27 protein-coding genes are annotated in these 25,339 nt (G+C 69.3%); 15 read left to right on the top strand and 12 right to left on the bottom strand.

The features are described 5' to 3' along the window. Positions 1-46: 46 nt before the first annotated feature. Positions 47-1,066 (bottom strand): TRAP transporter substrate-binding protein, encoded by a 1,020-nt coding sequence (locus tag F804_RS0107005; protein WP_022707035.1) that lies wholly within the window; start codon positions 1,064-1,066, stop codon positions 47-49. Beyond that, positions 1,063-1,590, bottom strand: coding sequence for a gluconokinase (locus F804_RS0107000; RefSeq protein WP_022707034.1), 528 nt, complete (start codon positions 1,588-1,590; stop codon positions 1,063-1,065). Before F804_RS0107000 ends, F804_RS0107005 begins: the two co-directional genes overlap by 4 nt. A gap of 104 nt (positions 1,591-1,694) precedes the next feature. On the opposite strand from F804_RS0107000, the gene F804_RS0106995 reads away from it, so the two are divergent. Then, a complete protein-coding gene (locus F804_RS0106995) occupies positions 1,695-2,714 on the top strand; it encodes a LacI family DNA-binding transcriptional regulator (protein ID WP_022707033.1) in 1,020 nt (339 codons plus the stop codon). Here F804_RS0106995 and F804_RS0106990 read toward each other — a convergent pair whose 3' ends face one another. Genes F804_RS0106990 through F804_RS0106980 form a run of 3 tightly spaced genes read right to left on the bottom strand, consistent with a single transcriptional unit; the run spans position 2,715 to position 5,597 of the window. Next, positions 2,715-3,290 carry a DUF1190 domain-containing protein gene (locus F804_RS0106990; protein ID WP_022707032.1) on the bottom strand — a complete coding sequence of 192 codons (576 nt, stop codon included), beginning with the start codon at positions 3,288-3,290 and terminating at the stop codon, positions 2,715-2,717. A gap of 19 nt (positions 3,291-3,309) precedes the next feature. After that, positions 3,310-4,545 (bottom strand): glutathionylspermidine synthase family protein, encoded by a 1,236-nt coding sequence (locus F804_RS0106985; protein WP_028725730.1) that lies wholly within the window; start codon positions 4,543-4,545, stop codon positions 3,310-3,312. A 41-nt stretch (positions 4,546-4,586) separates the two neighbouring features. Further along, positions 4,587-5,597, bottom strand: coding sequence for a LacI family DNA-binding transcriptional regulator (locus tag F804_RS0106980; protein WP_022707030.1), 1,011 nt, complete (start codon positions 5,595-5,597; stop codon positions 4,587-4,589). 63 nt (positions 5,598-5,660) lie between these two features. On the opposite strand from F804_RS0106980, the gene iolG reads away from it, so the two are divergent. The 9 genes from iolG to iolB all read left to right on the top strand — a co-directional run bounded on the left by iolG (position 5,661) and on the right by iolB (position 16,261). Further along, a complete protein-coding gene (gene iolG, locus F804_RS0106975; RefSeq protein WP_281166814.1) occupies positions 5,661-6,752 on the top strand; it encodes an inositol 2-dehydrogenase in 1,092 nt (363 codons plus the stop codon). Beyond that, on the top strand, positions 6,745-7,557 hold the full coding sequence (locus F804_RS0106970; protein ID WP_022707028.1) for a sugar phosphate isomerase/epimerase family protein: 813 nt from the start codon (positions 6,745-6,747) through the stop codon (positions 7,555-7,557). The genes iolG and F804_RS0106970 overlap by 8 nt, the downstream gene beginning before the upstream one ends. Positions 7,558-7,644: 87 nt before the next feature. Further along, a complete protein-coding gene (locus tag F804_RS0106965) occupies positions 7,645-8,568 on the top strand; it encodes a sugar ABC transporter substrate-binding protein (protein WP_022707027.1) in 924 nt (307 codons plus the stop codon). Between the two features lie 70 nt (positions 8,569-8,638). Continuing rightward, positions 8,639-9,745, top strand: coding sequence for an ABC transporter permease (locus F804_RS0106960; protein WP_022707026.1), 1,107 nt, complete (start codon positions 8,639-8,641; stop codon positions 9,743-9,745). 1 nt (position 9,746) lies between these two features. Further along, on the top strand, positions 9,747-10,523 hold the full coding sequence (locus F804_RS0106955; protein WP_022707025.1) for an ATP-binding cassette domain-containing protein: 777 nt from the start codon (positions 9,747-9,749) through the stop codon (positions 10,521-10,523). A gap of 226 nt (positions 10,524-10,749) precedes the next feature. Continuing rightward, positions 10,750-12,684 carry a bifunctional 5-dehydro-2-deoxygluconokinase/5-dehydro-2-deoxyphosphogluconate aldolase gene (locus F804_RS0106950; RefSeq protein WP_022707024.1) on the top strand — a complete coding sequence of 645 codons (1,935 nt, stop codon included), beginning with the start codon at positions 10,750-10,752 and terminating at the stop codon, positions 12,682-12,684. Then, positions 12,681-14,513, top strand: a complete 1,833-nt coding sequence (gene iolD / locus F804_RS0106945) for a 3D-(3,5/4)-trihydroxycyclohexane-1,2-dione acylhydrolase (decyclizing) (RefSeq protein ID WP_022707023.1) — start codon at positions 12,681-12,683, stop codon at positions 14,511-14,513. The genes F804_RS0106950 and iolD overlap by 4 nt, the downstream gene beginning before the upstream one ends. Before the next feature lie 7 nt (positions 14,514-14,520). Then, on the top strand, positions 14,521-15,432 hold the full coding sequence (gene iolE, locus F804_RS0106940) for a myo-inosose-2 dehydratase (protein ID WP_022707022.1): 912 nt from the start codon (positions 14,521-14,523) through the stop codon (positions 15,430-15,432). A 22-nt stretch (positions 15,433-15,454) separates the two neighbouring features. After that, positions 15,455-16,261: a 5-deoxy-glucuronate isomerase gene (gene iolB, locus F804_RS0106935; protein WP_022707021.1), complete on the top strand. Its 807-nt coding sequence runs from the start codon at positions 15,455-15,457 to the stop codon at positions 16,259-16,261. Here the strand turns inward: iolB and nagA are convergent. Both nagA and F804_RS0106925 read right to left on the bottom strand, forming a co-directional pair. Continuing rightward, positions 16,258-17,409, bottom strand: a complete 1,152-nt coding sequence (nagA, locus tag F804_RS0106930) for an N-acetylglucosamine-6-phosphate deacetylase (RefSeq protein ID WP_022707020.1) — start codon at positions 17,407-17,409, stop codon at positions 16,258-16,260. The genes iolB and nagA overlap by 4 nt on opposite strands. Further along, complete coding sequence (locus tag F804_RS0106925; RefSeq protein ID WP_022707019.1) at positions 17,406-18,248, bottom strand: glucosamine kinase nucleotide-binding domain-containing protein; 843 nt, start codon at positions 18,246-18,248, stop codon at positions 17,406-17,408. The genes nagA and F804_RS0106925 overlap by 4 nt, the downstream gene beginning before the upstream one ends. 109 nt (positions 18,249-18,357) lie before the next feature. On the opposite strand from F804_RS0106925, the gene F804_RS15880 reads away from it, so the two are divergent. Next, positions 18,358-18,897, top strand: coding sequence for an ImuA family protein (locus tag F804_RS15880; RefSeq protein ID WP_022707018.1), 540 nt, complete (start codon positions 18,358-18,360; stop codon positions 18,895-18,897). On the opposite strand, the gene F804_RS0106915 is transcribed toward F804_RS15880, so the two are convergent. Beyond that, entirely contained in the window at positions 18,887-19,177 is a 291-nt protein-coding gene (locus tag F804_RS0106915) for a DUF2218 domain-containing protein (RefSeq protein ID WP_169447684.1), read from the bottom strand. The two genes, F804_RS15880 and F804_RS0106915, sit on opposite strands and share 11 nt — an antisense overlap. A gap of 213 nt (positions 19,178-19,390) precedes the next feature. Here F804_RS0106915 and F804_RS0106910 point away from each other — a divergent pair, with 213 nt between their 5' ends. From F804_RS0106910 to F804_RS0106895, 4 genes are read left to right on the top strand one after another with little or no spacing between them, the layout of a single operon-like run. Further along, entirely contained in the window at positions 19,391-20,290 is a 900-nt protein-coding gene (locus F804_RS0106910; protein WP_022707016.1) for a siderophore ABC transporter substrate-binding protein, read from the top strand. Next, positions 20,290-21,243, top strand: a complete 954-nt coding sequence (locus F804_RS0106905; protein ID WP_022707015.1) for an ABC transporter permease — start codon at positions 20,290-20,292, stop codon at positions 21,241-21,243. The genes F804_RS0106910 and F804_RS0106905 overlap by 1 nt, the downstream gene beginning before the upstream one ends. Then, complete coding sequence (locus tag F804_RS0106900) at positions 21,236-22,192, top strand: iron chelate uptake ABC transporter family permease subunit (RefSeq protein WP_022707014.1); 957 nt, start codon at positions 21,236-21,238, stop codon at positions 22,190-22,192. The genes F804_RS0106905 and F804_RS0106900 overlap by 8 nt, the downstream gene beginning before the upstream one ends. Further along, positions 22,189-22,947 carry an iron ABC transporter ATP-binding protein gene (locus F804_RS0106895; RefSeq protein WP_022707013.1) on the top strand — a complete coding sequence of 253 codons (759 nt, stop codon included), beginning with the start codon at positions 22,189-22,191 and terminating at the stop codon, positions 22,945-22,947. The genes F804_RS0106900 and F804_RS0106895 overlap by 4 nt, the downstream gene beginning before the upstream one ends. A 4-nt stretch (positions 22,948-22,951) precedes the next feature. Here F804_RS0106895 and F804_RS16900 read toward each other — a convergent pair whose 3' ends face one another. Genes F804_RS16900 through F804_RS15870 form a run of 4 tightly spaced genes read right to left on the bottom strand, consistent with a single transcriptional unit; the run spans position 22,952 to position 25,331 of the window. Then, complete coding sequence (locus F804_RS16900; protein WP_022707012.1) at positions 22,952-23,857, bottom strand: TonB family protein; 906 nt, start codon at positions 23,855-23,857, stop codon at positions 22,952-22,954. Positions 23,858-23,861: 4 nt separating this feature from the next. After that, on the bottom strand, positions 23,862-24,230 hold the full coding sequence (locus tag F804_RS0106885; RefSeq protein ID WP_245540327.1) for a biopolymer transporter ExbD: 369 nt from the start codon (positions 24,228-24,230) through the stop codon (positions 23,862-23,864). Positions 24,231-24,246: 16 nt separating this feature from the next. Then, positions 24,247-24,654, bottom strand: coding sequence for an ExbD/TolR family protein (locus tag F804_RS0106880; protein WP_022707010.1), 408 nt, complete (start codon positions 24,652-24,654; stop codon positions 24,247-24,249). Next, positions 24,651-25,331, bottom strand: a complete 681-nt coding sequence (locus F804_RS15870; protein ID WP_022707009.1) for a MotA/TolQ/ExbB proton channel family protein — start codon at positions 25,329-25,331, stop codon at positions 24,651-24,653. The genes F804_RS0106880 and F804_RS15870 overlap by 4 nt, the downstream gene beginning before the upstream one ends. Positions 25,332-25,339 lie beyond the last annotated feature (8 nt).

Raw genomic sequence — 25,339 nt, 5'->3', positions numbered from 1 at the left:
TCCCGGAGGGAAGGGGCCGGACATCGTTCCGGCCCGCTTCGGGTTGTTACTGAATCAGACCCTTGTCGTTCAGATAGGTGGTCAGCGTGTCATAGACGCGCTGCGCGGCGGGGGACTGGCTTGCGACCTTTTCCCATTCGCCCTGCGCGATGCCGCGGAACTTGGCGCGTTCCTCGTCCGACCAGTCGTGGATGGTGATCTCGCCGCTTGCCTCGGCCTCGGCCACGGCGGCCTCGTCGGCTTCTGCCAGCGACTGGATCAGGCGGCGGGCATAGTCCTGCACCGACTGGGTCAGGATGTCCTGCAGATCGGCGGGCATGGCGTCCCACTTGGCCTTGTTCATCGAGATCTCGACCAGCGGCATCGAGTGGAAGCCCGGATAGACCGGATGCGGCGCGATGTCGTTCAGGCCCTGCGCCTGGTTGGTCGAGAAGACGGTATAATCCGCGGCCTCGATCACCTTCTTGTCCAGCGAGGTGAAGACCTCGGAGCCGGGCAGGTTCACGGGCGACGCGCCCGCGGCGGCGAAGACGTTCTGGACCAGCCCCTCGGGGGCGCGGATCTTGACGCCCTTGAGGTCGTCCACGCCGTCCATCGGAACCGCGCTGACCAGCGCCTCGAGGCCCGGCGTGATGGCGCCCACGAAATGCAGGCCATAGGGGTTCATGATCTCGTTCAGCAGCTCGCCGCCGCCGCCGTTCTCGATGAAGTCCAGCATCTGCTCGGGGTCGGACCATGCGCCGACGGGGTTGCCCATCAGGCCGAATGCCGGGTCCTTGCCCGAGAAATAGGACAGGTCGGTGATGTGGCCGTCCAGGATGCCGGTCGCGACCGCGTCCTGCGTCTCGTTATGGGCGACGATGGATTCGACGGGCAGCAGCTCGATCTCGACGCGGCCGTCGGTCAGCTCGGTCACCTCTTCGGCCCAGCTCTGGTGTAGGACGAAGTTCGGGTTGCCCGCCGGGTCCGAGGACTGGAAGCGGAAGGTGTAATCCGCCGCGAAGGCGGGGGCTGCCAGCGCGATGGCCGCGGTGGCGGCCAGAAGGCCACGGGTCATGTTGGTCATTTCGGTTCTCCTCCGGTTGAAACCTTGTCCGCGCCAAGCGCCTTGGCGGCGGTGTCGATGATCGCGTCGGGCGTCAGCGCGACGTCGATCCACAGCGCGCCCTCGTCCTCGGGCGAGGGGGGCTGCAATGCGGCAAGCTGGCTGTCGATCAGGCTGGTGGGCATGTAATGCCCCTGCCGCGCCGACATCCGCGCCTCGATCAGGGCGCGGTCGCCATGCAGGAACACGATGTCGAGGGGGCCCGCCCCGGCGCGCAGCCGGTCGCGATGTGCGCGGCCAAGGGCCGAACATGCCAGCACGGCACGGCCCGGTTCGGCCGCGATGGCCGCGCCCAGCCGGTCCAGCCAGCCCCACCGCATGTCGTCGGTCAGGGGCTTGCCCGCCCGCATATGGGCGACGCTGGTATCGTCATGGAACAGGTCGGCCTCGACATAGGTGCCGCCGATGCGGTCCGCGATGCCTTGCGCCACGGTCGTCTTGCCGACGCCGCAGATGCCCATGACCAGAACGGGCCGTGCGCTCATGCCGGTATCCCTCCCCCCTTCGAATTGACTTGCGATACTGATGACAGCGCTGTCATCCGTCAAGAGGCTTTCCTTTCCCGCAACTGGCGCTAGTTTGCCAAATCATGGAAAAATCGCGCAAGATCACGCTGTCAGAGGTTGCCGCCCAGGCCCGTGTTAGCCCTATCACAGTGTCGCGTGCGCTGCGCGATCCGGCCAAGGTGTCCCCCGAGGCCCGCGCCCGGATCGACCAGGCGATTCGCGAACTGGGCTATGTCCCGAACCCTGCCGCGCGGGCGCTGGCGTCCGGGCGGACGGATGTCGTCGGGGTGATCATCCCGTCGGTCAGCAACAATGTGTTCGCGGATGTGACGCGCGGGATCTATGACGCGCTGGAAGGCAGCGCGCTGAGCGTCCAGATGGGCAACACCCGGTATTCCCCCCTGACCGAGGAGGAGCTGATTCGGGTCTTCCTGTCGCAGCGGCCTGCTGGCCTGATCGTGGCCGGTCACGACCAGTCGCCCGCCGCCCGCGCGGCGCTGATCGCCGCGGAATGTCCCGTCGTGCAGTTGATGGAGGTCGGGCCTGCGCCGATCGACATGGCCGTGGGCCTGTCCCACTACGAGGCATCGCGCGCGGGGGCGGCGCATCTGCTGGCGCAGGGCTACCGTGCGCCGGCCTTCCTGGGCGCGCAGATGGACCCGCGCAGCCAGCAGCGCCTGCAGGCGTTCCGCGACTGCCTGGCCCAGGCCGGGATCGGCACCGACGATCCGGTCGTGACCACGCCCGAGCCGTCCTCGGTCAGCCTTGGGTGCCGGCTGTTCGCGGACCTGCTGTCGCGCAGCCCGCGCACGGATGCGGTGCTGTGCAACAATGACGACATCGCGCTTGGCGTGCTGTTCGAGGCGCGCCGCCGCAACATCCGCGTGCCGCAGGACCTGGGCATCTGCGGCTTCAACGACCTCGAGATGATGTCCGCGGCCGAGCCGTCGGTCACCTCGGTCGCGGTGGACCGGCTGCGCATGGGGCGCGATGCGATCGGGCTGATCCGCGACCGGCTGGAGGGTCGCGGCCAGCCGCGCGGCTATGCGCTGGACCTGGGGTTCAGGTTGATGACCCGCGACAGCACGCGCCGCGGGGGCTGATCAGCCGCCGAAGCTGCGCGTGCCGCTGCCGAAACCGCCGCGCGACGTGGCCGTCGCCCGCGTCATCGGCGCCTTGCCGGCGGTCGCGGCGGGGCGGGTGAACTGCTGGCTGGCCATCGTGGCGCGGCCCGCGTTCGATCCGAAATTCGTCGTCCGCGAGGCGTTGGTGAATCCGCCCTGGCCGTTGTTGTACATGGGCTGCGACGCCGCCATCCCGCGACCCGCGCCACCCAGCATGTTCCCGATCAGATAGCCTGCCAGAAGCGGCATGAAGATGCTGCCCCCGCCGCCCGCGTTCTGCTGCGCCTCGGACCCGCAATTGCCTTCGCCATGCTGTTCCTCGCACACGGCAAGGCTGTCATAGCGGGGGGCGGATTCGACATGCAGCTCCTCGGCCTCGGCGAAGGCCTGGTCGCATTGGTCAGCGGTGAACAGCCCGCCATTCGCGGCGGCCTGCTGGCAGCTGGCAAGATCGGGATAGGCCTGGGCCTCGACCTGTTCGTCGCGGCAGCCCGCGACGGTGAAGGCTGCTGCGCCGAGGATGGTCAGCGCGACGGTTCTCGAACGTTTTCTCATGCTCTCCTCCTTTGCCGCCCTATGCCGCGGGGTCGGCGATGAAATGCGGCTTGAAGCGCGACAGGTCCTGGGTGATGCGGCTGGCATCCTCGCGGATGCCCATGCCCACGCAGGTCTCGCCCACGATCCAGGCACCGATCACGGGCCGGAAGCCGCCGAATTCGGGCAGGGGGGCATAGCCCTGCACGATGCGGGGATGATCGTCGTAGTCGCGGTTCTGCGAGGCTTCGGTCACGGTGCCGTTCTCGACGATGCCGACGCCCGCCCCCTCGCGGGAGAAGATCGGCTTGACCACGTGGGCGCGTGCGAAATCGCCCGCCACCGCGTCGAAGGCGCGGCCGACATGCGGGGCCGGGCGTCCGCCCGCGACCAGCGCATCGGCCACGTCATCGGCGAAGAAGGCGGGCAGCAGGTTCGGATGGCCGGGGAACATCTGCCACAGGACCGGCAGCAGTCCCTTGTTCGACACGACCGCCTTCCACGCGGGTTCGATGAACAGGCAGCCCGCGCCCTTGATGTGGCGGGCATAATCGTCGCGCAGCAGGTCTTCCCAAGGATACAGCTTGAACAGCGTGCCGATCACGCGGTCCTGGTCGTCCACGAACTGCCCGCCCTTGCTGACGCCGACCTTGTCCAGGTCGAGGTAATGCGCACCCAGGCCCGCCTCGCGCGCGGCCCAGCCCATCTGTTCGACCGTGGCGTAATCCTCGGGGTTGTCGGGGGCGCCGGTGAAATGCAGGTCGGTGCCTTCGGGGAACAGGTCGCGCAGCCGTTCGACCAGCGCCTCGTGGATGCCGTTGAACTGGTCGGCGCCCTGCGGCAGGTGCCCCGCCGCCAGCTGATCTTCCAGCCATTGCCACTGGAACGCCGCGCTTTCGTACAGCGAGGTCGGCGTGTCGGCGTTGTATTCCAGCAGCTTGGCAGGCCCGGTCCCGTCATAGGCCAGGTCCATCCGGCCATAGAGCTCGGGCTCGGAGCGGTTCCAGCTGTCGGAGACCAGGTCCATCCGGTTCTCGGGGATGCCCATCTGCGCCATCAGCTTGTGGTCGGTCACGATGCGGGCCACGGCCTCTCGCGTCATGGCGTGCAGCTCGGTCGCGGGGTCCTCGATGTCGTTCTCGACCTGGGCCAGCGTCAGGCGATAGGCGCTGGTCTCGTCCCAATAGGGTTCGCCATGCATGCTGGCGAAGGTGAAGCCCGCCTCGTCGGCGATGCGTGCAAGGTCGGGGCGTTCGGGCAGGTCAAGCTTTTGCATGGCCAAGACATAAGCGCCGCCCGCCCCGAGGGCCAGAGCATTCAGGTCGATTCGCGTGCGACGAAGCGGCCCGGCAGGAACACGTTCTCGGTCTGGGTGCCCTCCAGCACGTCCAGCAGCTTCTCGGCCAGTTGCGTGATCGGCTGGCGATAGGTCGTCAGCCCGTAGGCCGGCGAGGCACAGAGCGGGATGTCGTCGAACCCCGTCACCGCGATGTCCTGCGGAACCCGCAGGCCCAGCCGGTACCTGATCGCGTCCATCGCGCCGATGGCCAGGATGTCGTTCTCGCAGACCAGGACATCGGGGCGGGTTTCGGCAGGGGCCTCGGACAGCATGGCGCAGACGCGGTCGATCGCGGGATCGAAGGCATAGGCGTCGGCATGGATGGCGGGAACCTCGGTCCCGGTCCGCTGTTGCCAGTACGAGGTGAAGGTCGGCTTGCGCAGCAGCTTGGCCGATTGCGTGTCGGGACCGGCCAGGAAGACCGGCCTGCGATACCCCTTGTCCAGCAGGTGGTCCGCGATGTCGCGCATCGCCAGTTCGTCGTCGCAGGCAAGGGTCAGCGTGTTCGGATTCTGGCTGTAGCGGGCGAAGATCACCAGCTTCTTCACGCGCCGCGCGCCAAGGGCGGTTTCCAGCAGCGTGTCGTCGTATCGCGTGCCGATCACCACGGCGGCATCCACGCGGCGCTGGCTGGCCGCCATCAGCGCGGCCGACGCATCCTCGCTTTCTGACATGTGCACCAGCAGCGTGCCCCAGCCGCGCCCCCACAGCATGCGCGTCAGGCGTTCCAGCAGGACCAGCTTGTGGGGGTTGTTGAAATCGTTGGTCAGCAGCGCCACCAGGTTCGACCGGTCCGATGCCAGCGATGCCGCCGACAGGTCCGGCACGTAGCCAAGCGTATCCGCCGCCGCCAGCACCCTGTCCCGCGTCTTGCGAGAGATGGATGCGTCCTTCTTGAACGCGCGCGCCACCGTCCAGCGCGACACGCCTGCCGCCGCCGCGACATCGTCCGCGGTGACCGCGCCGTCATTGTCCCGAATGTCTTCCATGTGCCGACCTTATCCTGCCGAGGGCTTCTGGCAAAGCGATTTGCACGCGCGTGCAGAAAATGATTGCACGCGCGTGCAAAGACGTGCGACGTTGCGTCAGGAGATAGTTCTGCAAGTGATTCGAGGGGGGAGTGCAGGATGCTGAAGGTGGCGCTTCTTGGGGCTGGCCGTATCGGCCAGGTCCATGCCAAATCCATGACGGCGACCAAGGCCAGCAAGGTCGTGGCCATCGCCGACGTGAACCATGCCGCGGCCGAGGCCCTTGCGGCCCAGATCGGTGCCGAGGCCCGGAGCGTCGATGACATCATCGCCGATCCGTCGATCGACGCGGTGCTGGTCGCGACCTCGACCGACACGCATTCCGACCTGATCGAGCGTGCGACCGCCGCCGGCAAGGCCGTCCTGTGCGAGAAGCCGGTCGACCTGTCGCTGGAGCGCGCGTTGCAGGCGCTGGACCGCGCCGAGGCGACGGGCAAGCCGGTGATGATCGGCTTCAACCGCCGCTTCGATCCGAACTTCGCCGCGCTCAAGGCCGCCTTCGCCGCGGGCGAGATCGGCAAGGGCGAACTGCTGTCCATCACCTCGTTCGATCCGGCCCCGCCGCCGGTCAGCTACATCAAGGTGTCGGGCGGCCTGTTCCGCGACATGATGATCCACGATTTCGACATCGCCTGCTGGCTGTTCGGGGGCGCGCCGCGCCGCGTCACCGCCGTCGGGTCGTCGATCGTCGATCCCGAGATCGGCGCCGCGGGCGATGTCGATACCGCCGCCGTCACCATGACCTGGGACGATGGGCGCATCGCCGTCATCAAGAACTCGCGCCGCGCGGGCTACGGCTACGACCAGCGGATCGAGCTTCTGGGCTCGGACGGGCTGCTGTCGGCGCGCAACGTGCTGGAGAACACGGTCGAGAAGATCACGACCGAGGGCGCGGCATCGGCCAAGCCGGTCTACTTCTTCCTCGAACGCTACATGCGCGCCTACGAGATCGAGTGGAACGCCTTCGTCGAGGCGCTGGAGAACGGCACCGAGATGCCCGCGACCCTGCGCGACGGCGTCGCGGCCCTTGCCTGCGCCGAGGCCGCGACCCGGTCGCAGGCCACCGGTCAGCCGGTCGAGATCACCCCCGAGATGCTGGGTGGCGGCAATGCGTGATACCGGCTGCTGCACCTGGATCTTCGGCAACGAGGACCTCGCCGGCATCGCCGCCCGCGTCAGTCGCGCGGGCATGGACGGGGTCGAGCTGCATGGCGACCTGTCGCTGGACCCTGCCGAGGCGGGCCGGATCTTCCGGGACGCGGGGCTTCGGATCTTCTCGATCACGCCGGGCGACGCCGATATCAGCCATCCCGACGAGGCCGTCCGCGCCGAGGCGCTGGACTATTATCGCAAGCTGATGGACTGGGCGGTCGCGCTTGGCCACCAGCCGCGCATCAGCTGCCACGGCCTGGTCCAGCGCATCCGCCCCGTCGCCGACCAGGCGACCGAGGATGCGCTGCTGGACGACAGCGTCCGCAAGATCTGCGGCTGGGCCGCGGATGCGGGCCTGCCCGTCGTCTTCGAGATCCTGAACCGCTATGAAAGCCACCAGGTCCGCACCGTCGCCGAAGGTCTGGCGCTGCTGGACCGTGTCGGCGCGGAAAACCTGACGCTTCTGCCCGACGCCTATCACATGAACATCGAAGAGGCCGATCCCGCCGCCGCGCTGCGTGCCGGGGGCGACCGGATCGGGCTGTACCATGCGGCCGATTCCAACCGGGGCGGGCTGGGCGACGGTCATACCGACTTCGCCGCGCAATTCGCCGCGCTGGATGCCATCGGTTATGCCGGCCCGGTCATCATCGAACCCGCGGCCCCCGGCCCCGATCCGTTCAACACGGACAAGGGCGAGGGTTTCCGTGATACGCTCGAGGACATGCTTGCCCGGTCGGTCCGGGCGATCAGGGCCATGGGCAGCTGAGATCCGCGCCCGCATCAGGGCGCGGTTGAACCCGCCGGAGGGGTTTGAGGAGTCCCCTTCGCGCAGTCTGAAACCAGGGAGGAAAGAATGAAGAAACTGAAGACCGCAGCCGCCGTTGCAGCACTGATGACCATCGCCGCCCCGGCAATGGCGCAGAACATCATCGTCGTGGCGCACGGCCAGGCGAACGACCCCTTCTGGTCGGTTGTCAAGAACGGTGCCGCCAAGGCGGGCGAGGATACCGGCGCGACCGTCGATTTCCGCTCGCCCGAGGTGTTCGACATGGTGGCCATGAGCCAGCTGATCGACGCCGCCGTGAACCAGCAGCCCGACGGGCTGGTCGTCTCGATCCCGGATGCGGACGCGCTCGGGCCGTCGATCCAGCGTGCGGTCGATGCGGGCATTCCGGTTATCTCGATGAATTCGGGTTCGGACGTGGCCGAGGAACTGGGCGCGCTGCTGCATGTCGGCCAGTCGGAATTCGATGCCGGCAAGGCCGCGGGCGAGAAGCTGGCCGAGATGGGCGGCACCAAGGGCGTCTGCATCAACCAGGAGGTCGGCAACGTCGCGCTGGACATGCGCTGCGAGGGTTTCGCGGAGGGTTTCGGCAACCCGGTCGAGGTGATCCCGACCATGGCCGACCCGACCGAGGTCCAGTCCAAGGTCCGTGCCGCGCTTGAATCCGATCCCGAGGTGGACACCGTGCTGGGCCTCGGCGCCAGCCTGGTGGGCGAGCCCGCGGTGGCCGCCGTCGACATGCTGGGCCGCGACGACGTGCTGGTTGCCAGCTTCGATCTGTCGGCGGGCTTCCTGCAGGCGATCGTGGACGGCAAGGCCGCCTTCGCCATCGACCAGCAGCAGTTCCTGCAGGGCTACCTGCCGGTGACGTTCCTGGCGCTGAACGCCGAATACGGCCTGGTGCCGGGCGGCGACGTGCCTTCGGGTCCGAACCTGGTCACCCAGGAGGCCGCCGAACAGGTCATCGAACTGTCCGCACAGGGCATTCGCTGATCACGTGACAGCCGCGGGCGCGTTCCGGCGCGCCCGCTCCACGATCCAAGGGCAGGGGAGGGGAGAACCCATGGCAGTGGATGCCACCGCGCAGACGGACGAGCGCATCAAGTCCGAATCATTCACGACCCGCATGATGAAGCGGCCCGAGCTGGGCGCGATCGGCGGCGTGATCCTTGTGACGATCTTCTTCATGGTGACCGCCAGCGGTTCCATGTTCACGCTGGCCGGGGTCATGAACTTCCTGACGCCCGCCGCGCAGCTGGGCATCCTGGGCATCGCCGCCGCCATGCTGATGATCGGCGGAGAGTTCGACCTGTCCATCGGCTCGATGGTGGCCTTCGCGGGCATGATCTTCGGGGTGCTGGTGGTCAACATGGGCCTGCCGCTGATCTTCGCGATCCCGCTGACCCTGGGCTTTGCCGCCGCGATGGGCGCGGTCAACGGCGCCATCGTGCTGAAGACGGGCCTGCCCAGCTTCATCGTGACGCTGGCCTTCCTGTTCATCCTGCGCGGTGCCTCGCTGGTCGGGCTGAAGCTGTTCACCGGCGGCTCGACCCAGCTGCGCGGCGTGCGCGACGCGGTCGAGGGCGACTGGCTGACGCCGCTGTTCTCGGGGGATGCGTTCGGCTGGCTGTTCGTGTGGCTGGCGGATGCGGGCATCGTGCCCACGCTGCGCAACGGCGCCCCCAGCATCCCCGGCATCCCGGTCGAGATCCTGTGGTTCATCGCCATGGCCCTGATCGCGACCTTCATCCTGCTGCGCACGCCTGCCGGCAACTGGATCTTCGCCACCGGCGGCGACAAGAACGCGGCCAGCAATTCGGGCGTGCCGGTCCGGCGGGTCAAGATCTCGCTGTTCATGCTGACCGCCTGCGCGGCCGCCCTGGTCGCCATCATCACCGTGATCGACACCGGATCGACCGATGCCCGCCGCGGCTTCATGAAGGAATTCGAGGCCATCATCGCGGCCGTCATCGGGGGCTGCCTGCTGACCGGCGGCTACGGGTCGGCCATCGGTGCCTTCTTCGGGGCGATCATCTTCGGCATGGTCACCATCGGGCTAACCTATACCGGCTTCGACCAGGACTGGTTCCAGGTCTTCCTGGGGGCGATGCTGCTTCTGGCCGTGGTCTTCAACAACGCGATCCGCAAGCGCGTGACGGGGGAGCGCTGACATGACCGATCCCATCATCCACATGGAAGGCATCAAGAAGCACTTCGGCAACGTCATCGCCCTGAACGGCGTCACCTTCGACGTGCGCCCCGGCGAATGTCACTGCCTGCTGGGCGACAACGGTGCGGGCAAGTCGACCTTCATCAAGACCATGTCGGGCGTCCACAAGCCGACGGCGGGCAGCATCAGCTTCGAGGGCAGGCCGATGTCCTTCGACAGCCCCCGCGACGCGATGGAGGCGGGCATCGCAACCGTCTTCCAGGACCTTGCGATGATCCCGCTGATGTCGGTCACCCGCAACTTCTTCATGGGCCGAGAGCCGAAGAAGGGCCGCTTCGTCAAGCGCTTCGACCTGGATGCCGCGAACGCGATCTGCATGGAGGAGATGCGCAAGATGGGCATCAACCTGCGTGCACCGGACCAGGCGGTCGGCACCCTTTCGGGCGGCGAACGCCAGACGGTCGCCATCGCGCGGGCGGTCTATTTCGGGGCCAAGGTGCTGATCCTGGACGAGCCGACCAGCGCGCTTGGCGTGCGCCAGACCTCGAACGTGCTGGCGACCATCGCGCGGGTCCGCAGCCAGGGGGTCGGCGTGGTCTTCATCAGCCACAACGTCCGCCACGCGCTGGCGGTGGGCGACCGCTTCACGGTGCTGAACCGCGGCCAGACCCTGGGCACGGCCATGAAGGGCGAGATCGACGCCGCCGAGCTGCAGGACCTGATGGCCGGCGGGCAGGAGCTTGCGACCCTGGAAGGCAGCTTGGGCGGCACCATCTGATCGGTGCCCGGCCCCGCCCGGGGCCGGGTCCGGCAATTCCGCGGGCCAGCACCTCCCCTGGTTCCGGCGGATGACCCACGGGGTCGGCGGTCGATGGATGCCCATCATCCGCGACCGCCACCCCGTGAGTGTCACGAACCTGCGGCGGGTGGGGCCCGACCGAAATCATCTCTTGCGAAGGCGCGGCGCCCGGCGGGCGTGCCCTCTGCCCGGAAGGAAGTTTGCAATGAAGACGCTCGACGTGATCACGATCGGCCGTTCGTCGGTCGATCTCTATGGCCAGCAGGTGGGTGGCCGCCTCGAGGACATGGGCTCGTTCGCGAAATATATCGGCGGCAGCCCGACGAACATCGCCTGCGGGACGGCGCGGCTGGGGCTGCGTTCGGCCGTGATCACGCGGGTCGGCGACGAACATATGGGCCGCTTCATCCGCGAGCAGCTGGCCCGCGAGGGGGTCGAGACCGCGGGCGTCGCGACCGATCCCGAACGCCTGACCGCGCTGGTCCTGCTGGGCATCCGCGACGAGGATCAGTTTCCGCTGATCTTCTACCGCGAGAACTGTGCCGACATGGCCCTGTCGCCCGAGGATATCGACGAGGGCTTCATCGCCCGGGCCCGCAGCGTTCTGGCGACCGGCACCCATCTGAGCCATCCGCAGACCGAGGCCGCCGTGCTGAAGGCGCTGGAACTGGCGCGCAAGCATGGCGCGCGCACCGCGCTGGACATCGACTATCGCCCGAACCTGTGGGGCGTCGCGGGTCATGGCGACGGCGAGAGCCGCTTTGTCGAAAGCGCCGCCGTCACCGCCAAGCTGCAGGGCACGCTGCATCTGTTCGACCTGATCGTCGGCACCGAAGAGGAATTCCACATCGCGGGCGGCACCACCGACACGGTCGCGGCACTGCGCGCGGTCCGCGCGGTGTCCAGGGCGACGCTGGTCTGCAAGCGCGGCGCGAAGGGGGCCGTGGCCTTTACCGGCGACATCCCCGACAGCCTGGACGACGGCGAGGCCGGTCCCGGCTTCCCGATCGAGGTGTTCAACGTGCTGGGCGCGGGCGACGGGTTCTTTTCCGGGCTGATGAAGGGCTGGCTGGAGGATGCCGACTGGCCGACCGCGCTGAAATACGCCAATGCCTGCGGGGCCTTCGCCGTCAGCCGCCACGGCTGCACCCCGGCCTATCCCAGCCTTGCCGAACTGGACTTCTTCCTGCAGCGCGGCGTTGTCCGCCCCGATCTGCGCAACGATCCCGAACTGGAACAGATCCACTGGTCCACGACCCGCGCCAGCCGCAACGCGGGCGACTGGTCCGAGATGCGCGTCTTCGCCTTCGACCACCGCCTGCAACTGGAAGAGATGCCCGGTTACGACCAAGCCAAGGGTGCGCGGTTCAAGGAGCTGTGCCTGGATGCGGCGCTGCGCGTCGCGGATGGCGGTTCGGGATACGGGATCCTGTGCGACAACCGCATCGGCCGCAGCGCCCTGCACCGTGCCAGCGGCAGCGGGCTGTGGATCGGGCGCCCCTGCGAATGGCCGGGATCGCGTCCCTTGCAGCTGGAACCCGAACTGGGCAGCGATTGCGGCACGCTGGTCGAATGGGCCCGCGAGAACGTCATCAAGGTCCTGTGCTTCTGCCATCCCGACGACGATGCCGAGACTCGCGCCGCGCAAGAGGCCACGGTCAGGCGCCTGTTCGAGGCCGGTCGCCGCAACCAGCTGGAATTCCTGCTGGAAGTGATCCCCTCGAAGGTCGGTCCGGTGGACGACACCACCACCGCCACGCTGATCCGCCAGTTCTATGCCGCGGGCGTCTATCCCGACTGGTGGAAGCTGGAGCCGATGAAGACCCGCGCGGGCTGGCAGAACGCCATCGCCGCCATCGAGGATCACGACCGCCACACGCGCGGCATCGTGGTGCTGGGCCTCGATGCCCCCGAGGCCGAACTGCAGGCCAGCTTCGAGGTCGCCGCCGGTTTCGACCTGGTGCGCGGCTTTGCCGTCGGGCGCACCATCTTCGGCGACGCCGCCCGCGCGTGGATGCAGGGCGCGATGGACGATGCCGCCGCCGTCGAACAGATGGCCGAACGCTATGCCCGCCTGTCGGCCCTGTGGGACCGTGCGCGCGCGAACACCAATACCCGCAAGCAGGAGGAGCACGCATGAGCGGCATGACCATCCGCCTGACCGCCGCGCAGGCCATGACGCGCTGGCTGTCCGTCCAGATGACCGAGACCGGCGAACGCTTCATCGAGGGCGTCTGGGCCATCTTCGGGCATGGCAATGTCGCGGGCCTGGGCGAGGCGCTGCACGGCATCGGCGATGCCCTGCCCACATGGCGCGGCCAGAACGAACAGACCATGGCGCATTCCGCCATCGCCTTTGCCAAGGGCCATGCCCGGCGTCGCGCGCAGGCGGTCACCAGCTCGATCGGGCCGGGGGCCACGAACATGGTCACCGCCGCCGCGCTTGCGCATGTGAACCGGCTGCCGCTGCTGCTGATCCCCGGCGACGTCTTCGCCAATCGCCGCCCCGACCCCGTGCTGCAGCAGATCGAGGATTTCGACGACGGCACCGTCAGCGCGAATGACTGCTTCCGCCCCGTCAGCCGCTATTTCGACCGCATCACCCGCCCCGAACAGCTGCTGACCGCGCTGCCGCGCGCGATGCGCGTGATGACGGACCCCGCCAATTGCGGTCCCGTCACGCTGTCCTTCTGCCAGGATGTCCAGGCCGAGGCGTGGGACTGGCCCGTGGCCTTCTTCGAGCCGCGCGTCTGGCATATTCGCCGCCCCGAGCCCGATGCCCGCGAACTGGCCGAGGTCGTGGACCTGATCCGCGCGGCCCATGCGCCGGTGATCGTCGCGGGCGGTGGCGTGATCTATTCCGGGGCCGAGAAGGCGCTGGCCGATTTCGCCACGCGCCACAACATCCCGGTGATCGAGACCCAGGCCGGCAAGTCCGCCCTGTCCCAGAGCCACCCGATGAATTTTGGCGCGGCGGGTGTGGACGGCTCGGCTGCGGCGAATGCCGCGGCGCGCAAGGCCGACCTGATCCTGGGCATCGGCACGCGGATGCAGGATTTCACCACCGGGTCGCGGACGCTGTTCGGCGATGCCCGCCTGGTCGGGATCAACGTGCAGCCCTATGACGCGTTCAAGCATGGCGGCACCAGCCTGGTCGCCGATGCGCGCGTCGCGATCGAGGCCCTGGGCGGCGCGCTCGGGGATCATCGCCTGCCCGAGGTGGACGTCGCCTCGCGCGCGGAATGGCTGGCCGCCGTGGACGCGCATTGCGCAGCGCCATCGGGCGACGGCTTGCCGACCGATGCGCAGGTGATCGGCGCGGTGCAGCGGGCCTCGACGCCCGCCAGCATCGCCATGTGCGCCGCGGGCACCATGCCCGGCGCGCTGAAGCTGCTGTGGCAGCCCGCCCAGGGCGGCTATCACATGGAATACGGCTTCAGCTGCATGGGCTACGAGCTGGCCGGCGCGATGGGGCTGAAGCTGGCCCGCCCCGACCGCGAGGTGCTGTGCTTCGTGGGCGACGGCAGCTACATGATGGCCAACAGCGAACTGGCGACGGCGGTCATGCGCCGCGTGCCCTTCACCGTGATCCTGACCGACAACCGCGGATATGGCTGCATCAACCGCCTGCAGCAGGGCTGCGGAGGAGAGGAGTTCAACAACCTCTACAAGGATTGCAACATCGAGGCGCAGCCGCAGATCGACTTCGTCGCCCATGCGGGCGCGATGGGTGCCCATGCCGTCAAGGCGAAGGACATCCCCGATCTTCAGGCGCAGATCGCCGCCGCCCGCGGGCGCGACATCCCGACGGTGATCGTCATCGACACCACCGCAGTTCCCGGCCCCGGCTTCGGCGAGGCGGGCAACTGGTGGGACGTCGCCGTCCCCGAGACGACCCATACCGACAAGCTGAAACAGGCCTATGCCCGCTATCTCGACGGCGCGGCGCGGCAATCCCTGGCGAATTGAGGCAGCCATGATCCTTTACGGCACCAACCCCATCGCGTGGGCCAATGACGACGACCAGTCCATCGGCGCCCATATCCCGACGGAACAGATCCTGCACGAGGCCGGCCGCCTGATCGGCTTCGACGGCATCGAGAACGGGCATCGCTGGCCCGAGGATCCGTCCGAGCTGAAATCCCTGCTGGCGGGCTACGGCCTGCGCTTCGTCTCGGGGTGGTATTCGACCCACCTGCTGACCCGCTCGGTCGAGGACGAGATCGCGTCCGTCCAGGGCCACCTGGCGCGGCTGAAGGCCAATGGCTGCAAGGTCTGCATCGTCTGCGAATGTTCCAACACGGTCCATGGCAGCCCCGATGTCGCCGTGAACGACCGTCCCCGCCTGACCGCCAACGAGATGGCCGAGTTCGGCGCCCGGATGGAGCAGTTCGCCGCCTACCTGGCGAAGCAGGGGATCACGCTGGCCTATCACCACCACATGGGCACCGTGGTCGAGACCCCGGACGAGATCGAAGCCTTCATGGCCGCGACCGGGCCTGCGACGCATCTGCTGTTCGATGCCGGGCACTGCACCTTCGGCGGCGGCGATCCCGCGGAGGTCCTGGCGCGCCATGTGGGTCGCGTGGCGCATTTCCACGCCAAGAACATCCGCCGCCCCGTCACCGAACGCGTCCGCGCCGAAGGGATGTCCTTCATCCAGGGCGTGCTGGCCGGTGCCTTCACCGTTCCGGGCGACCCCGAGGGAGAGATCGACTTCGTGCCGCTGATGCGCATCCTTGCCGATGCGGGCTATGATGGCTGGCTGGTGATCGAGGCCGAGCAGGACCCCGAGATCCGCAACCCGCTGGAATACCAGACGATGGGCCTGAAGGCGCTGAAGGCCGCGGCCCGCGAGGCCGGCCTGGACCAGACCGTCCCGGCCTGACCCGAACCACGAGGAGGAGAAGATGCCCGATCTGCTGCGCCGTCCCTTCGGCACCCATGGCGAAACCCACCGCATCACCCCCGAGGACGCGGGCTGGCGATATGTCGGTTTCGCGCTGCACCGCCTGCGCCCCGGCGAAACCGCAGTCGATGTCACCGGCGACCGCGAGGTCGTCCTGGTCATAGTCGAGGGCAAGGCCGACATGACCGCCGCGGGCCGCGACTGGGGCACGCTTGGCGACCGGATGGACGTGTTCGAGAAGACGCCGCCGCACTGCCTCTATGTCCCGAACGGGCAGGAATGGCAGGCGACGGCGGTGACCGACTGCACCATCGCGGTCTGTTCGGCCCCCGGTCGCGGCGGCCATCAGGCGCGGCGCATCGGTCCTGACGGCATCAGCCTGACGGAACGCGGCAAGGGCACGAACACCCGCCACATCAACAACATCGCCATGGAGAACGAGGATTACTGCGACAGCCTGCTGGTGACCGAGGTCTTCACCCCGGCGGGCCATTGGTCGTCCTTTCCCAGCCATCGCCACGACGAGGACGACTTCCCCCGGATCACCTATCTCGAGGAGACGTATTATCACCGTCTGAACCCGGCGGATGGCTGGGCGGTGCAGCGCGTCTATACCGACGATGGCAGCCTGGACGAGGTGATGGCCGTGCGCGATCACGACGTGACGCTGGTGCCGCGCGGGCATCACCCCTGCGGCGCGCCCTACGGTTTCGAGCTGTATTACCTGAACGTCATGGCGGGCCCGCGCCGCAACTGGCGCTTCGTCCCCGCCCCCGAGGTCGAGGCGATCATCGCCCGCGACGCCTAGCGCGGCGCGACCCAGTCCCGGCCGTCGAAGATGGCGGTCAGGGACAGGTCGTGATCCAGCAGGACCAGGTCGGCGGCCCGGTCCTGCGCGATGCGCCCCAGGGGTGCGCCGATCAGGTCCGCCGGAATGCGCGAGGCCATCGCAAGCGCCCGTTCGCGGCTTGCCCCCGCCTGCACCGCGACCTGCATCGCGCGGTCCAGCCGCAGGTCGGCCCCCGCCAGCGTGCCGTCCGCCAGCGTCAGCCGCCCGTCCCGCCGCAGGATGCGCCGCGATTGCAGCGTGAACTCGTCCGCGTCGGTGCCCGCCACGGCCATGCAGTCGCTGACGAGGAACAGCCCCTCGGGCCTTGCGGCCAGCGCGATGCGCAGCGCGGGCAGCGATACATGCACACCGTCCGCGATCAGACCCGCATGGAGGTCCGACGACAGCACCGCGCCCACCAGCCCGGGCTGGCGATGGCCCAGCTGGCTCATGGCGTTGAACAGATGCGTCGCGCATCCCGCGCCCGCCGCGATGGCCTGCATCGCGTCGGCCAGGTCGCAGTCGCTGTGCCCCAGGCTGACCACCGCCCCCGCGCGGGTCAGCGTCGCCACCTGGTCGGGCGTCACCGATTCGGGCGCGACCGTCACCATCAGCGCGGGCAGGGCGCGGGCGGCCTCGGACAGGACGGCAAGATCCTCGGGGGTCATGGGACGGATCAGTGCGGGGTCATGCGCGCCCGCGCGGCGCGGATCCAGGTGCGGCCCCTCGAGATGCAGTCCCAGAAGGCCCGGCGTGCCCTGGGCGCGGATCGCGGCGTCGATGACGCGGGCCGTGGTCTCGGGGCGGTCGGTGATCAGCGTAGGCAGGACGCCCGCGCAGCCAAGCCCGCGATGCGCGGCGCAGATCCGGCGCAGCGCGTCGGCATCGGTTTCCGGCCCGACCATGACGCCGTCGCCGCCATTCACCTGCAGGTCGACGAAGCCCGGCGCGACGATGCCGCGCAGGTGGTCCGAACCGGGCGACCCGTCCGCGCGCGGCGCGGGCGCAAGCGGAAGACGGTCGGCGGGCTTCAGCCCCGCGATGCGGCCATCCTCGATCCCGATGGCAAGATCGCGGCGCAGTTCATGGCCGTCGAAGATCAGGTCGGCGGTGTACCAGCGGGTCATGCCGGAACGCCCAACTCGCGCGCGATGGCGATTGCGCCGTCCGTCGCGCTGCCCTGAGCGGGCGCGACGGTCCAGCGCCGCTCCAGCACCTGCGCATAGAAGGGCCCCAGGCCGCCCGTGCAGGTGACGGGCAGATCGCCCGTGCCCTGCAGCACCTCGACCGCGTGGGACACCTGCGCGGCGGCGGCCTCCATGATGCGCATCGCGGCGGGGTCGTCGCGATCCTCGACCAGCCGACGGGCAAGCTGGGCGAATTCGGCGGGGGCGGCGCGGTTGCCGAAGGCGATGATCCCCTCGAACCCGCCCATCCTGTCGCGCAGGTCGCGCAGCAGGGGGCTGTCGGGGGCGAACCCGTCGCCCGCGCGCATCGCCTCGGACAGAAGGGTGCGGCCCAGGACCGCGCCGCTGCCCTCGTCCCCCAGAAGAAATCCGCGCCCGCCGTGCAGGCGCAGCGCGCCGCCCTGCTGGACCGCGAAGATCGAGCCGGTGCCGATCGCGACCAGGATCCCGTCGCCTTCCCCGATCGCGCCACGCGCGGCGATGACGGCATCGTTCAGGACGCGGCAGCGGGCGAAGGGCAGGCTGGCCTCGGTCCGGCGGGCGGCCTCGGTCATGTTGCCGCCGGCAAGGCCCAGCACGGCGATGACCTGCGCGGGCGTGGCATCGGCCTGCACCATCGCGCCGGTGGCCGCGGCAAGGATGCTGACCACCGCGCCCTCGGGGTCCGAGTTGATGTTCGCGGGCCCGCCGGTGCCCTGGCCCAGGATGCGCCCGCGCGCGTCGGCGATCGCCGCCCGGCAGCCAGTGCCGCCGCCGTCTATGCCCAGATACAGAACCATGTCGCCCCCGTCTTTGGCCCACAGGGAACGCCAGCGGCGCGGAAATGAAAAGCCCCTGTTTCGTGCGGGGCGGGCTGTCGGCGGATGAATGTTCTGGTATTGTTCATGTATGGAATCAGCCGACCCCGACCCCCTTCGACTGCGCCACGCCCGCATCCACGAGGTGCAGGGCACGGGCCGCGACGCCTTCACGATCTTCCAGGCGGCACGTCATCCGGGGCCGGTCTTCTGGGCATGCCCGATCAACCAGCGCGCCATGCTCTATCCCCCCGGCATGCCCGAGGGGCTGGGCGGCCGCATCTACCTGATGCGCGCCCGGTCCGAGGTGGACCTGCTATGGGCCACCGAAGAGGCGCTGCGCGCCAGCGTCACCGGGCTTGTCGTGTCCGAACCGCAGCGCCCCCTGTCGCTGACCGCGGGGCGCAGGCTGCAGCTGGCGGCCGAGCAGGGCGGCACGACCGGGCTGATGCTGATCGCGCCGGGGCACGGATCTAACGCGACCGAGACGCGGTGGGACTGCCGCCCGATCGTCCACCCCAAGGGCTGGGCGCATCATTGGGCGACGGTCAAGAACAAGCGCGGACCGACCGGCGAATGGCGGCTGCGCTGGATGCCGCAACGGGGCGGCGATCCGGTGTTCATCCGCTGACGCGGTTCCAGTCCAGCGCGCGCGGGTTCTCGCGGTGGGCAAAGCGCATCAGGTGGCTCTCGACGACCTGGCGCATGGTTTCCAGCCGGTCCTCGTCCGGGGCCTGAAGCGACAGGTGCAGCACCTTGTCGTCGCAGCCAAGCGTGGCGTCGCCCATCTCGAAATGCAGGATCGCGCCGGTGTCGGTGTGCTCGACCTCGATCTTGTGGCCGAAATGCTTGGCCATCGTGGCCATGAGCGAGGGTGCCCGATCCGAGGCAAAGGCGGCATCCATCTGCATCATGTCTTCCTTTCGCATATGTGTCGAAGGCGCGTTTCGCGACCTTCCTGCCACAGGAGCTAGGTCTCCCAAGCATTTTCGTCAACAATTTGTGCAAACCGGCCCCGGAACGGCCCCCGCTTGCTTTACGTCCCTGTGCCGCCGCGCTAATCCGCCAGCAAGCGTGAAGCCAGACGTCCAGCCACACGCGGGGAAACCATGAAAGGATCTGCCATGCGCCAAGCCGCGCTGTCCGGCCTGATGGCCGTCGCCATGAGCACCGCCGCCTTCGCCGAGGACGTCTCGATCACCACCGCGCGGGGGGATGTCACCCTGCCCGCGAACCCCGAAACCGTTGCCGTCTACGACATGGCGGCGCTGGATTCGCTGACCGCCCTGGGCGTCGTGCCCACGGCCACCATCGACCAGATCCTGGTCCCGGAACTGCGCGACGGCGTGGCCGATGCGGCGCGCGTCGGCACGCTGTTCGAACCCGACCTCGAGGCGCTGGCCGGGGTCGGCCCCGACCTGACCATCGTGGGCGGGCGGTCCTCGACCCAGCTGGATGCCGTGTCGCAGGTGGGCACCGCCATCGACATGACCTTCGGCGACGACCTGCTGGCCTCGGCCGAGGAGCGCATCGCGGCCTATGGCACCCTGTTCGAGCGTCAGGATCGCGCCGCCGAGATGATCGCCCAGATCGACGCCGGCATCGAGGCCGCGAAATCCGCTTCCGCAGGCAAGGGCGATCTGCTGGTCGTCATGACGAACGGGCCCAAGATGGCCGCCTATGGCGCGGATTCGCGCTTCGGCTGGATCCACGAGGCGACCGGCCTGCCCGAGGCCGTCGAGGGCGTGGATCGCGCCGATCACGGGCAGGGCATCAGCCATGAATTCATCGCCGAGGCCGATCCCGACTGGCTGGTCGTGATCGACCGCAGCGCCGCCATCGGCGAGGAATCGCAGGGTGCGGAACAGACGCTGTCCTCGGATCTGGTCGCGGGCACCAAGGCCTGGTCCAAGGGGCAGGTCATCTATCTGGACCCGGCAGCGGCCTATATCTCGGCCGGGGGCTTCCGGGCGCTGACCGGCACGCTGGACCGCCTGACCGAGGCCTTCGCGGCCGCCGAGTGATGCGTCCCACGCCCGCCCTTGCCGTGGCGCTGGCCGCGATGATGCTGGTCAGCATGACCATCGGCGCCGCCAGCGTCGACCTGGTCCATGCCTTCGGCGATCCGCGGACCATGCTTGTCCTGCTGGAATCGCGACTGCCGCGCACGCTGGCAGTGGCATTGACCGGCGCGGCGCTTGCGGTGGCGGGCGTGCTGATCCAGGCGCTGGTGCGCAACCGCTTCGTCGGTCCCGACACCGCCGGCACCGCCGAGGGCGCGGCACTGGGCCTGCTGGCCATCACCATCCTGTGGCCCGCCAGCCCGCTATGGCTGCGCATGGTCGCGGCCAGCGTCTCGGCCATGGCGACGACCGCGCTGTTCATCGCGATCATCCGCCGCCTGCCCGTCCGAGAGGTGATGCTGGTCCCCATCGCGGGTCTCGTGCTGTCGGGGGTGCTGGGTTCGGTCGTGACCTTCATCGGCTGGCAGACGGACCTGATGCAATATATCGGCACCTGGCTGTTCAGCGGCGAGTTCTCGGGGGTGATCTCGGGGCGGTACGAGCTGCTGTGGATCGCGGGGGGCGCGGCCGTGCTGGCCTGGTTCGCGGCGGACCGCTTTGCCATCATCGGGCTGGGCGACCAGGTCGCGACCGGGCTGGGGCTGGGCACGCGGGCCGTGCTGCGGCTGGGCCTTGCGGTGGTGGCGGTCGTGACGGCGATGGTCGTGACGACGGTGGGGATGATCCCCTTTGTCGGGCTGGTCGTGCCGAACATCGTCGCGCGGATCATGGGCGACAACCTGCGGCGCACCCTTCCGGTGGTCGCGCTGTCGGGCGCGGTGCTGGTCATGGCCTGCGACCTTGCGGGGCGGCTGGTGATCCACCCCTACGAGGTTCCGGCGGGCCTGATCCTGGGGGGCGTCGGCTCGGTCCTGTTCCTGTGGCTGCTCTATCGCAGGCCCCGCCATGGATAAGCGCGGCCTGTCGATCCTGCTGGCGCTTGCGGCCTGCCTTTTGCTGTGCGCGGGGCTGTGGATGTTCCAGGGCCTCGGCGGCGGCAATCGCGGCTTCATCCTGTCGCTGCGGGCGTCCAAGCTGGCGGCGCTGGTGGTCGTGGCCTTCGCGATCGGCGTGTCCACGGTGCTGTTCCAGACGGTCGCCGCGAACCGCGTGCTGACGCCGTCGATCATGGGCTTCGACGCGCTTTACGTGCTGCTGCAGACGCTGCTGGTCGCGTCCCTCGGGACGGCGGGCTTCGCAAGCCTGCCGCCGGGGCCGAAATTCATGGCCGAGATCGCGCTGATGACGGCGATGGCATCGCTTCTGTTCGGCGTCCTGCTGCTGAAGGGGTCGCGCGACCTGCCGCGCATGATCCTGACGGGCGTGATCCTGGGGGTGCTGTTCCGGGCGCTGTCCAGCTTCGTCGGGCGCATCCTCGATCCCAATGCCTATGCGGTGGTGCAATCGGTCAGCTTCGCCAGCTTCAACAAGGTTCAGCCGGGGCTGCTGCCCTTCGCGGCGGCGATCACGGCGCTGGCCTGCCTTGCGGCCTGGCGGCTGGCCCCGCGGCTGGACGTGCTGGCACTGGGGCGCGATCCGGCGGTATCGCTTGGGCTGCGCCATCGCGGCACCGTGCTGCAGGTGCTGGCGCTGATCGCGGTGCTGGTCTCGGTTTCCACGGCGCTGGTCGGGCCGGTGTCCTTCTTCGGGCTGATCGTCGCGGGGCTGGCGCATGGGCTGATGCGGTCCACTCGCCATGCCGCGCTGCTGCCCGCCGCCGCCCTGTCGGGCGCCATCCTGCTGGTCGGCGGCCAGTGGCTGTTCGAACGCGTGCTGGACCAGGGCGCGACCCTGTCCGTCGTGGTCGAGTTCGCGGGCGGGCTGTTCTTCCTCTACCTGCTGCTCAGGGGGCATATCCGATGATCCGTATCGACGGGGTCAGCCACCGCATCGGCAAGGCGCCCATCCTGCACGACATCACCACGCATCTGCCCGAAGGGCGGCTGACCGCGCTGATCGGCCCGAACGGGGCGGGGAAGTCCACGCTGCTGCGGCTGATCGGGCGGCTCGAGCCGCTGCAGCAGGGGCGCGTGTCGGTCGCGGGGCGCGACATCGCCGCCACCCCGACCGAGGACCTGGCCCGCGTCATGGCGATCCTGGGGCAGCAGACCAGCATCGCCAGCCGCCTGCGCCTGTCCGAGCTGGTGGGCTTCGGGCGCTGGCCGCATCACCGGGGCCGCCCCACGGCCCATGACCACGCCCGCGTCGCCGAGGCGCTGGAGGCCTTCGCGCTGACCCCCATGGCCGACCGTTTCCTGGACGAGGTGTCGGGTGGGCAGGCGCAGCGCGCCCATATCGCGATGGCCTTCGCGCAGGATACCGACTGGCTGCTGCTGGACGAGCCGTTGAACAACCTGGACATGGCGCATGCCCGCGCCCTGATGGGCCGGCTGCGCGACCTGGTCGACCGGCAGGGCCGCAGCGTCGGCCTGGTGGTGCACGAGATCAACTATGCCGCCGCATGGGCCGACCACGTCATCGCCATGAAGGACGGCCGCATCGTGGCCGAGGGCAGTGCCAACGAGGTGCTGACCGAGGACGTGCTGTCCGATCTGTACGATGCGCCCATCGCGGTCGCCAGCCACCAGGGGCGACCGCTGGTCCTGCATCACGTCTGACGGATCAGTTCAGCGTCACCGGAAGCGTGAAGGCATAGCTTGCATCCGTCAGCTCGGGCGGGGCGGCGGGGCAGCGGCGTGCGCGCTGCGCGGCCTGCGCCGCCGCCTGATCCAGCGCGGCGCTGCCCGACGACCGCGCGACGCCGATGCCGCGGATCGTGCCGTCGCGGCCGATATTGATCGACAGCAGCGTCGTGCCCGATTCCCGGATGCCGCGCGGACGCTGCGCCCGACGTGCGATGCAGGACTGAACCTGCCCGCCCCAACGGCTCATCGCGCTTTGGCGTTGTGCGGCGCTGACGCCGCCACCGCCGCCCGACCGCGAGGATTGCGACGCGCCGCCCTGGCCCGCGCGCTGCGGGGCGGGGGCCGCCTGGCGCTGCTGGGGCTGCTGCGCGGGCTGGGCCTGGCGCTGCGGCTCGCGGCGCGGCTGGGGGTCCAGTTCCGGTTCCGGCTCGGGCTGACGGCGCGGCGCGGGACGCTCGGGGCGGGCATCCGGCCGGGGCGAGCTGCTGAGCGCCAGTTCCGAGGGGGCCTCGATCTCGGGCGCTTCGGGCGGCTCGGGCAGGTTCGGCTGCGACATCGAGGGCTGGGCCGGCATGGGCTGCGGCAGGGCCGCCGTGCGGACGGGTTCGGGTGCAGGCTCGGGCTGCTGCGGTGCGGGTTCGGCCACGGGTTCCGGCTGGGGCTGCGGTGCGGGCGCCGGTTCGGCGATCTCGGGCGGGGCCTCCCATTCGGCGACCATGGCCTGAACCTCGGCGCCGCCCGCGGCCAGCTGGGCGGGGGGCGCATCGGCGGCGACCCCCTTCTGCGGGCCGTCATCGGGCAGGAACGCCGCGAAGGCCGCGACATGCAACGAGGCTGCGATCACGAAGAACCCGGCGGTTTCGGCAAGGCGGCGCGTGGGCATGGGGTCAACCTCCGCTGACGACAAGGCGCGCGCCGCCATCCGACAGTTCGCGCAGCGTCTTCAGATGCGCCGCAAGCGTGGCGGCGGGGGTGGCGGCATCGGCGCGGATCTCGATCGGGCCATCGGCTTCGCGCGCGGCGATGGCGGGCCAGACGGCCTCGTCCCGCGCGTCGTTCCAGGCCAGTTCGCCATCCGCCGACAGGAACAGCACGTCGCGGGCCTCGGCCTCGATATCCGAGGAACTGTCGGGGGGCGTCAGCGGGAACGGCGTCGAGGGGGCGATCTGCGCCGTCAGCAGGAAGAAGATCAGCAGCAGGAACACCACGTTGATCATCGGGATGATCGATTCGCCGCGCGGGCGCCTTGGGGGCATGTCGATGCGCATGGGATCACTCGATCAGGATGAGGTTGTTCAGACCCGCGCCGTTCAGCAGGTCCATGACATCGACCAGCCGCTGCAGCTGCGCGTCATCCTGCGCGCGCAGGATGACCCCCGCGGTCGGGTCCGGCATGATCCGCGCCAGCGCATCGGGCAGGTCGGCGGGATCGACCGGCGTGCCGTTCAGCGCCAGCCCGTCGGGGCGGATATCGACCAGCCTCGGCGCGCCTTGCCATTCGCTGGCGGCCCCCTCGGACCCGCCCGCGATGGGCAGCACCGCGTCCATGCCGAAGCGCGAGGCCAGCATGAAGAAGATCAGCAGCAGGAAGACAACGTCGATCATGGGCGTCAGCGACATCCGGCGGGGATGCCGACGCGGGCCCAGGTCGATCGCCGTGTCCTCGGGCGAATGGCTCATTCCGCGGCCTGCAGCATGGGGGCGGTGTCGGGGGCGTCACGCTTGACGAAGACGCGGCTGGCCAGATCTTCCAGGTCGGATTGAAGGCGGTCGGCGATGCTTTCGAACCAGGACAGCGCGACCCCTGCCGGGATGGCGACGGCCATGCCCGCGGCGGTGGTCAGCAGCGCCTCCCAGATGCCGCCGGCGAGGTCCGAGGGGTCGGCCTGGTTGCCGCTGCTCTGCAGGACCTGGAACGCGCTGATCATGCCCAGAACCGTGCCCAGCAGGCCCAGAAGCGGCGCGATGGTGGCGATCAGCTCCAACGCGCGCAGCCCTTCGCGCGAACGATAGAGGGTCTGGCGCGCGACGCGGGTGGTCTCCTCGCGGGCGGCGCGGTCGTCGAAGCGCGGATCGAGCGAGGTGCCGATGGCGGCCTGCGCCACGCGCGCCCGCGCCGAGGGGCGGCCACGCACGGCCATCAGCGCATCGCGGCCACGGCCCTGCGACCACAGCGTCACGGCGCGGCGCGAATGCGAGCCGCCCCAGACGCCCATGCGCCACAGCGCGAAGATCTTCCACAGGATCACCGCCACGGTCACGACCGACAGCGCGGCGATCAGCCACATCGTCCAGCCGCCGTCGCGAATCATGCCGAACAGCGGCAGGGCCGTCAGGGTTGCTCCAAGTCCGGTCATCTTCGATC

The organism is Paracoccus zeaxanthinifaciens ATCC 21588, assembly GCF_000420145.1.
In the GTDB taxonomy this organism is placed as follows: domain Bacteria; phylum Pseudomonadota; class Alphaproteobacteria; order Rhodobacterales; family Rhodobacteraceae; genus Paracoccus; species Paracoccus zeaxanthinifaciens.
The sequence above is the reverse complement of the archived record's forward strand: the minus strand, read 5'-3'. Positions and strand labels throughout refer to the sequence as shown.

Bases quoted from the DNA above. Each gene is read 5' to 3' on its own strand.
- F804_RS0107005 (WP_022707035.1), bottom strand. From the start codon at position 1,066: ATGACCAACATGACCCGTGGCCTTCTGGCCGCCACCGCGGCCATCGCG.
- F804_RS0107000 (WP_022707034.1), bottom strand. From the start codon at position 1,590: ATGAGCGCACGGCCCGTTCTGGTCATGGGCATCTGCGGCGTCGGCAAG.
- F804_RS0106995 (WP_022707033.1), top strand. From the start codon at position 1,695: ATGGAAAAATCGCGCAAGATCACGCTGTCAGAGGTTGCCGCCCAGGCC.
- F804_RS0106990 (WP_022707032.1), bottom strand. From the start codon at position 3,290: ATGAGAAAACGTTCGAGAACCGTCGCGCTGACCATCCTCGGCGCAGCA.
- F804_RS0106985 (WP_028725730.1), bottom strand. From the start codon at position 4,545: ATGCAAAAGCTTGACCTGCCCGAACGCCCCGACCTTGCACGCATCGCC.
- F804_RS0106980 (WP_022707030.1), bottom strand. From the start codon at position 5,597: ATGGAAGACATTCGGGACAATGACGGCGCGGTCACCGCGGACGATGTC.
- F804_RS0106970 (WP_022707028.1), top strand. From the start codon at position 6,745: ATGCGTGATACCGGCTGCTGCACCTGGATCTTCGGCAACGAGGACCTC.
- F804_RS0106965 (WP_022707027.1), top strand. From the start codon at position 7,645: ATGAAGAAACTGAAGACCGCAGCCGCCGTTGCAGCACTGATGACCATC.
- F804_RS0106960 (WP_022707026.1), top strand. From the start codon at position 8,639: ATGGCAGTGGATGCCACCGCGCAGACGGACGAGCGCATCAAGTCCGAA.
- F804_RS0106955 (WP_022707025.1), top strand. From the start codon at position 9,747: ATGACCGATCCCATCATCCACATGGAAGGCATCAAGAAGCACTTCGGC.
- F804_RS0106950 (WP_022707024.1), top strand. From the start codon at position 10,750: ATGAAGACGCTCGACGTGATCACGATCGGCCGTTCGTCGGTCGATCTC.
- iolD (WP_022707023.1), top strand. From the start codon at position 12,681: ATGAGCGGCATGACCATCCGCCTGACCGCCGCGCAGGCCATGACGCGC.
- iolE (WP_022707022.1), top strand. From the start codon at position 14,521: ATGATCCTTTACGGCACCAACCCCATCGCGTGGGCCAATGACGACGAC.
- iolB (WP_022707021.1), top strand. From the start codon at position 15,455: ATGCCCGATCTGCTGCGCCGTCCCTTCGGCACCCATGGCGAAACCCAC.
- nagA (WP_022707020.1), bottom strand. From the start codon at position 17,409: ATGACCCGCTGGTACACCGCCGACCTGATCTTCGACGGCCATGAACTG.
- F804_RS0106925 (WP_022707019.1), bottom strand. From the start codon at position 18,248: ATGGTTCTGTATCTGGGCATAGACGGCGGCGGCACTGGCTGCCGGGCG.
- F804_RS15880 (WP_022707018.1), top strand. From the start codon at position 18,358: ATGGAATCAGCCGACCCCGACCCCCTTCGACTGCGCCACGCCCGCATC.
- F804_RS0106915 (WP_169447684.1), bottom strand. From the start codon at position 19,177: ATGCAGATGGATGCCGCCTTTGCCTCGGATCGGGCACCCTCGCTCATG.
- F804_RS0106910 (WP_022707016.1), top strand. From the start codon at position 19,391: ATGCGCCAAGCCGCGCTGTCCGGCCTGATGGCCGTCGCCATGAGCACC.
- F804_RS0106905 (WP_022707015.1), top strand. From the start codon at position 20,290: ATGCGTCCCACGCCCGCCCTTGCCGTGGCGCTGGCCGCGATGATGCTG.
- F804_RS0106900 (WP_022707014.1), top strand. From the start codon at position 21,236: ATGGATAAGCGCGGCCTGTCGATCCTGCTGGCGCTTGCGGCCTGCCTT.
- F804_RS0106895 (WP_022707013.1), top strand. From the start codon at position 22,189: ATGATCCGTATCGACGGGGTCAGCCACCGCATCGGCAAGGCGCCCATC.
- F804_RS16900 (WP_022707012.1), bottom strand. From the start codon at position 23,857: ATGCCCACGCGCCGCCTTGCCGAAACCGCCGGGTTCTTCGTGATCGCA.
- F804_RS0106885 (WP_245540327.1), bottom strand. From the start codon at position 24,230: ATGCCCCCAAGGCGCCCGCGCGGCGAATCGATCATCCCGATGATCAAC.
- F804_RS0106880 (WP_022707010.1), bottom strand. From the start codon at position 24,654: ATGAGCCATTCGCCCGAGGACACGGCGATCGACCTGGGCCCGCGTCGG.
- F804_RS15870 (WP_022707009.1), bottom strand. From the start codon at position 25,331: ATGACCGGACTTGGAGCAACCCTGACGGCCCTGCCGCTGTTCGGCATG.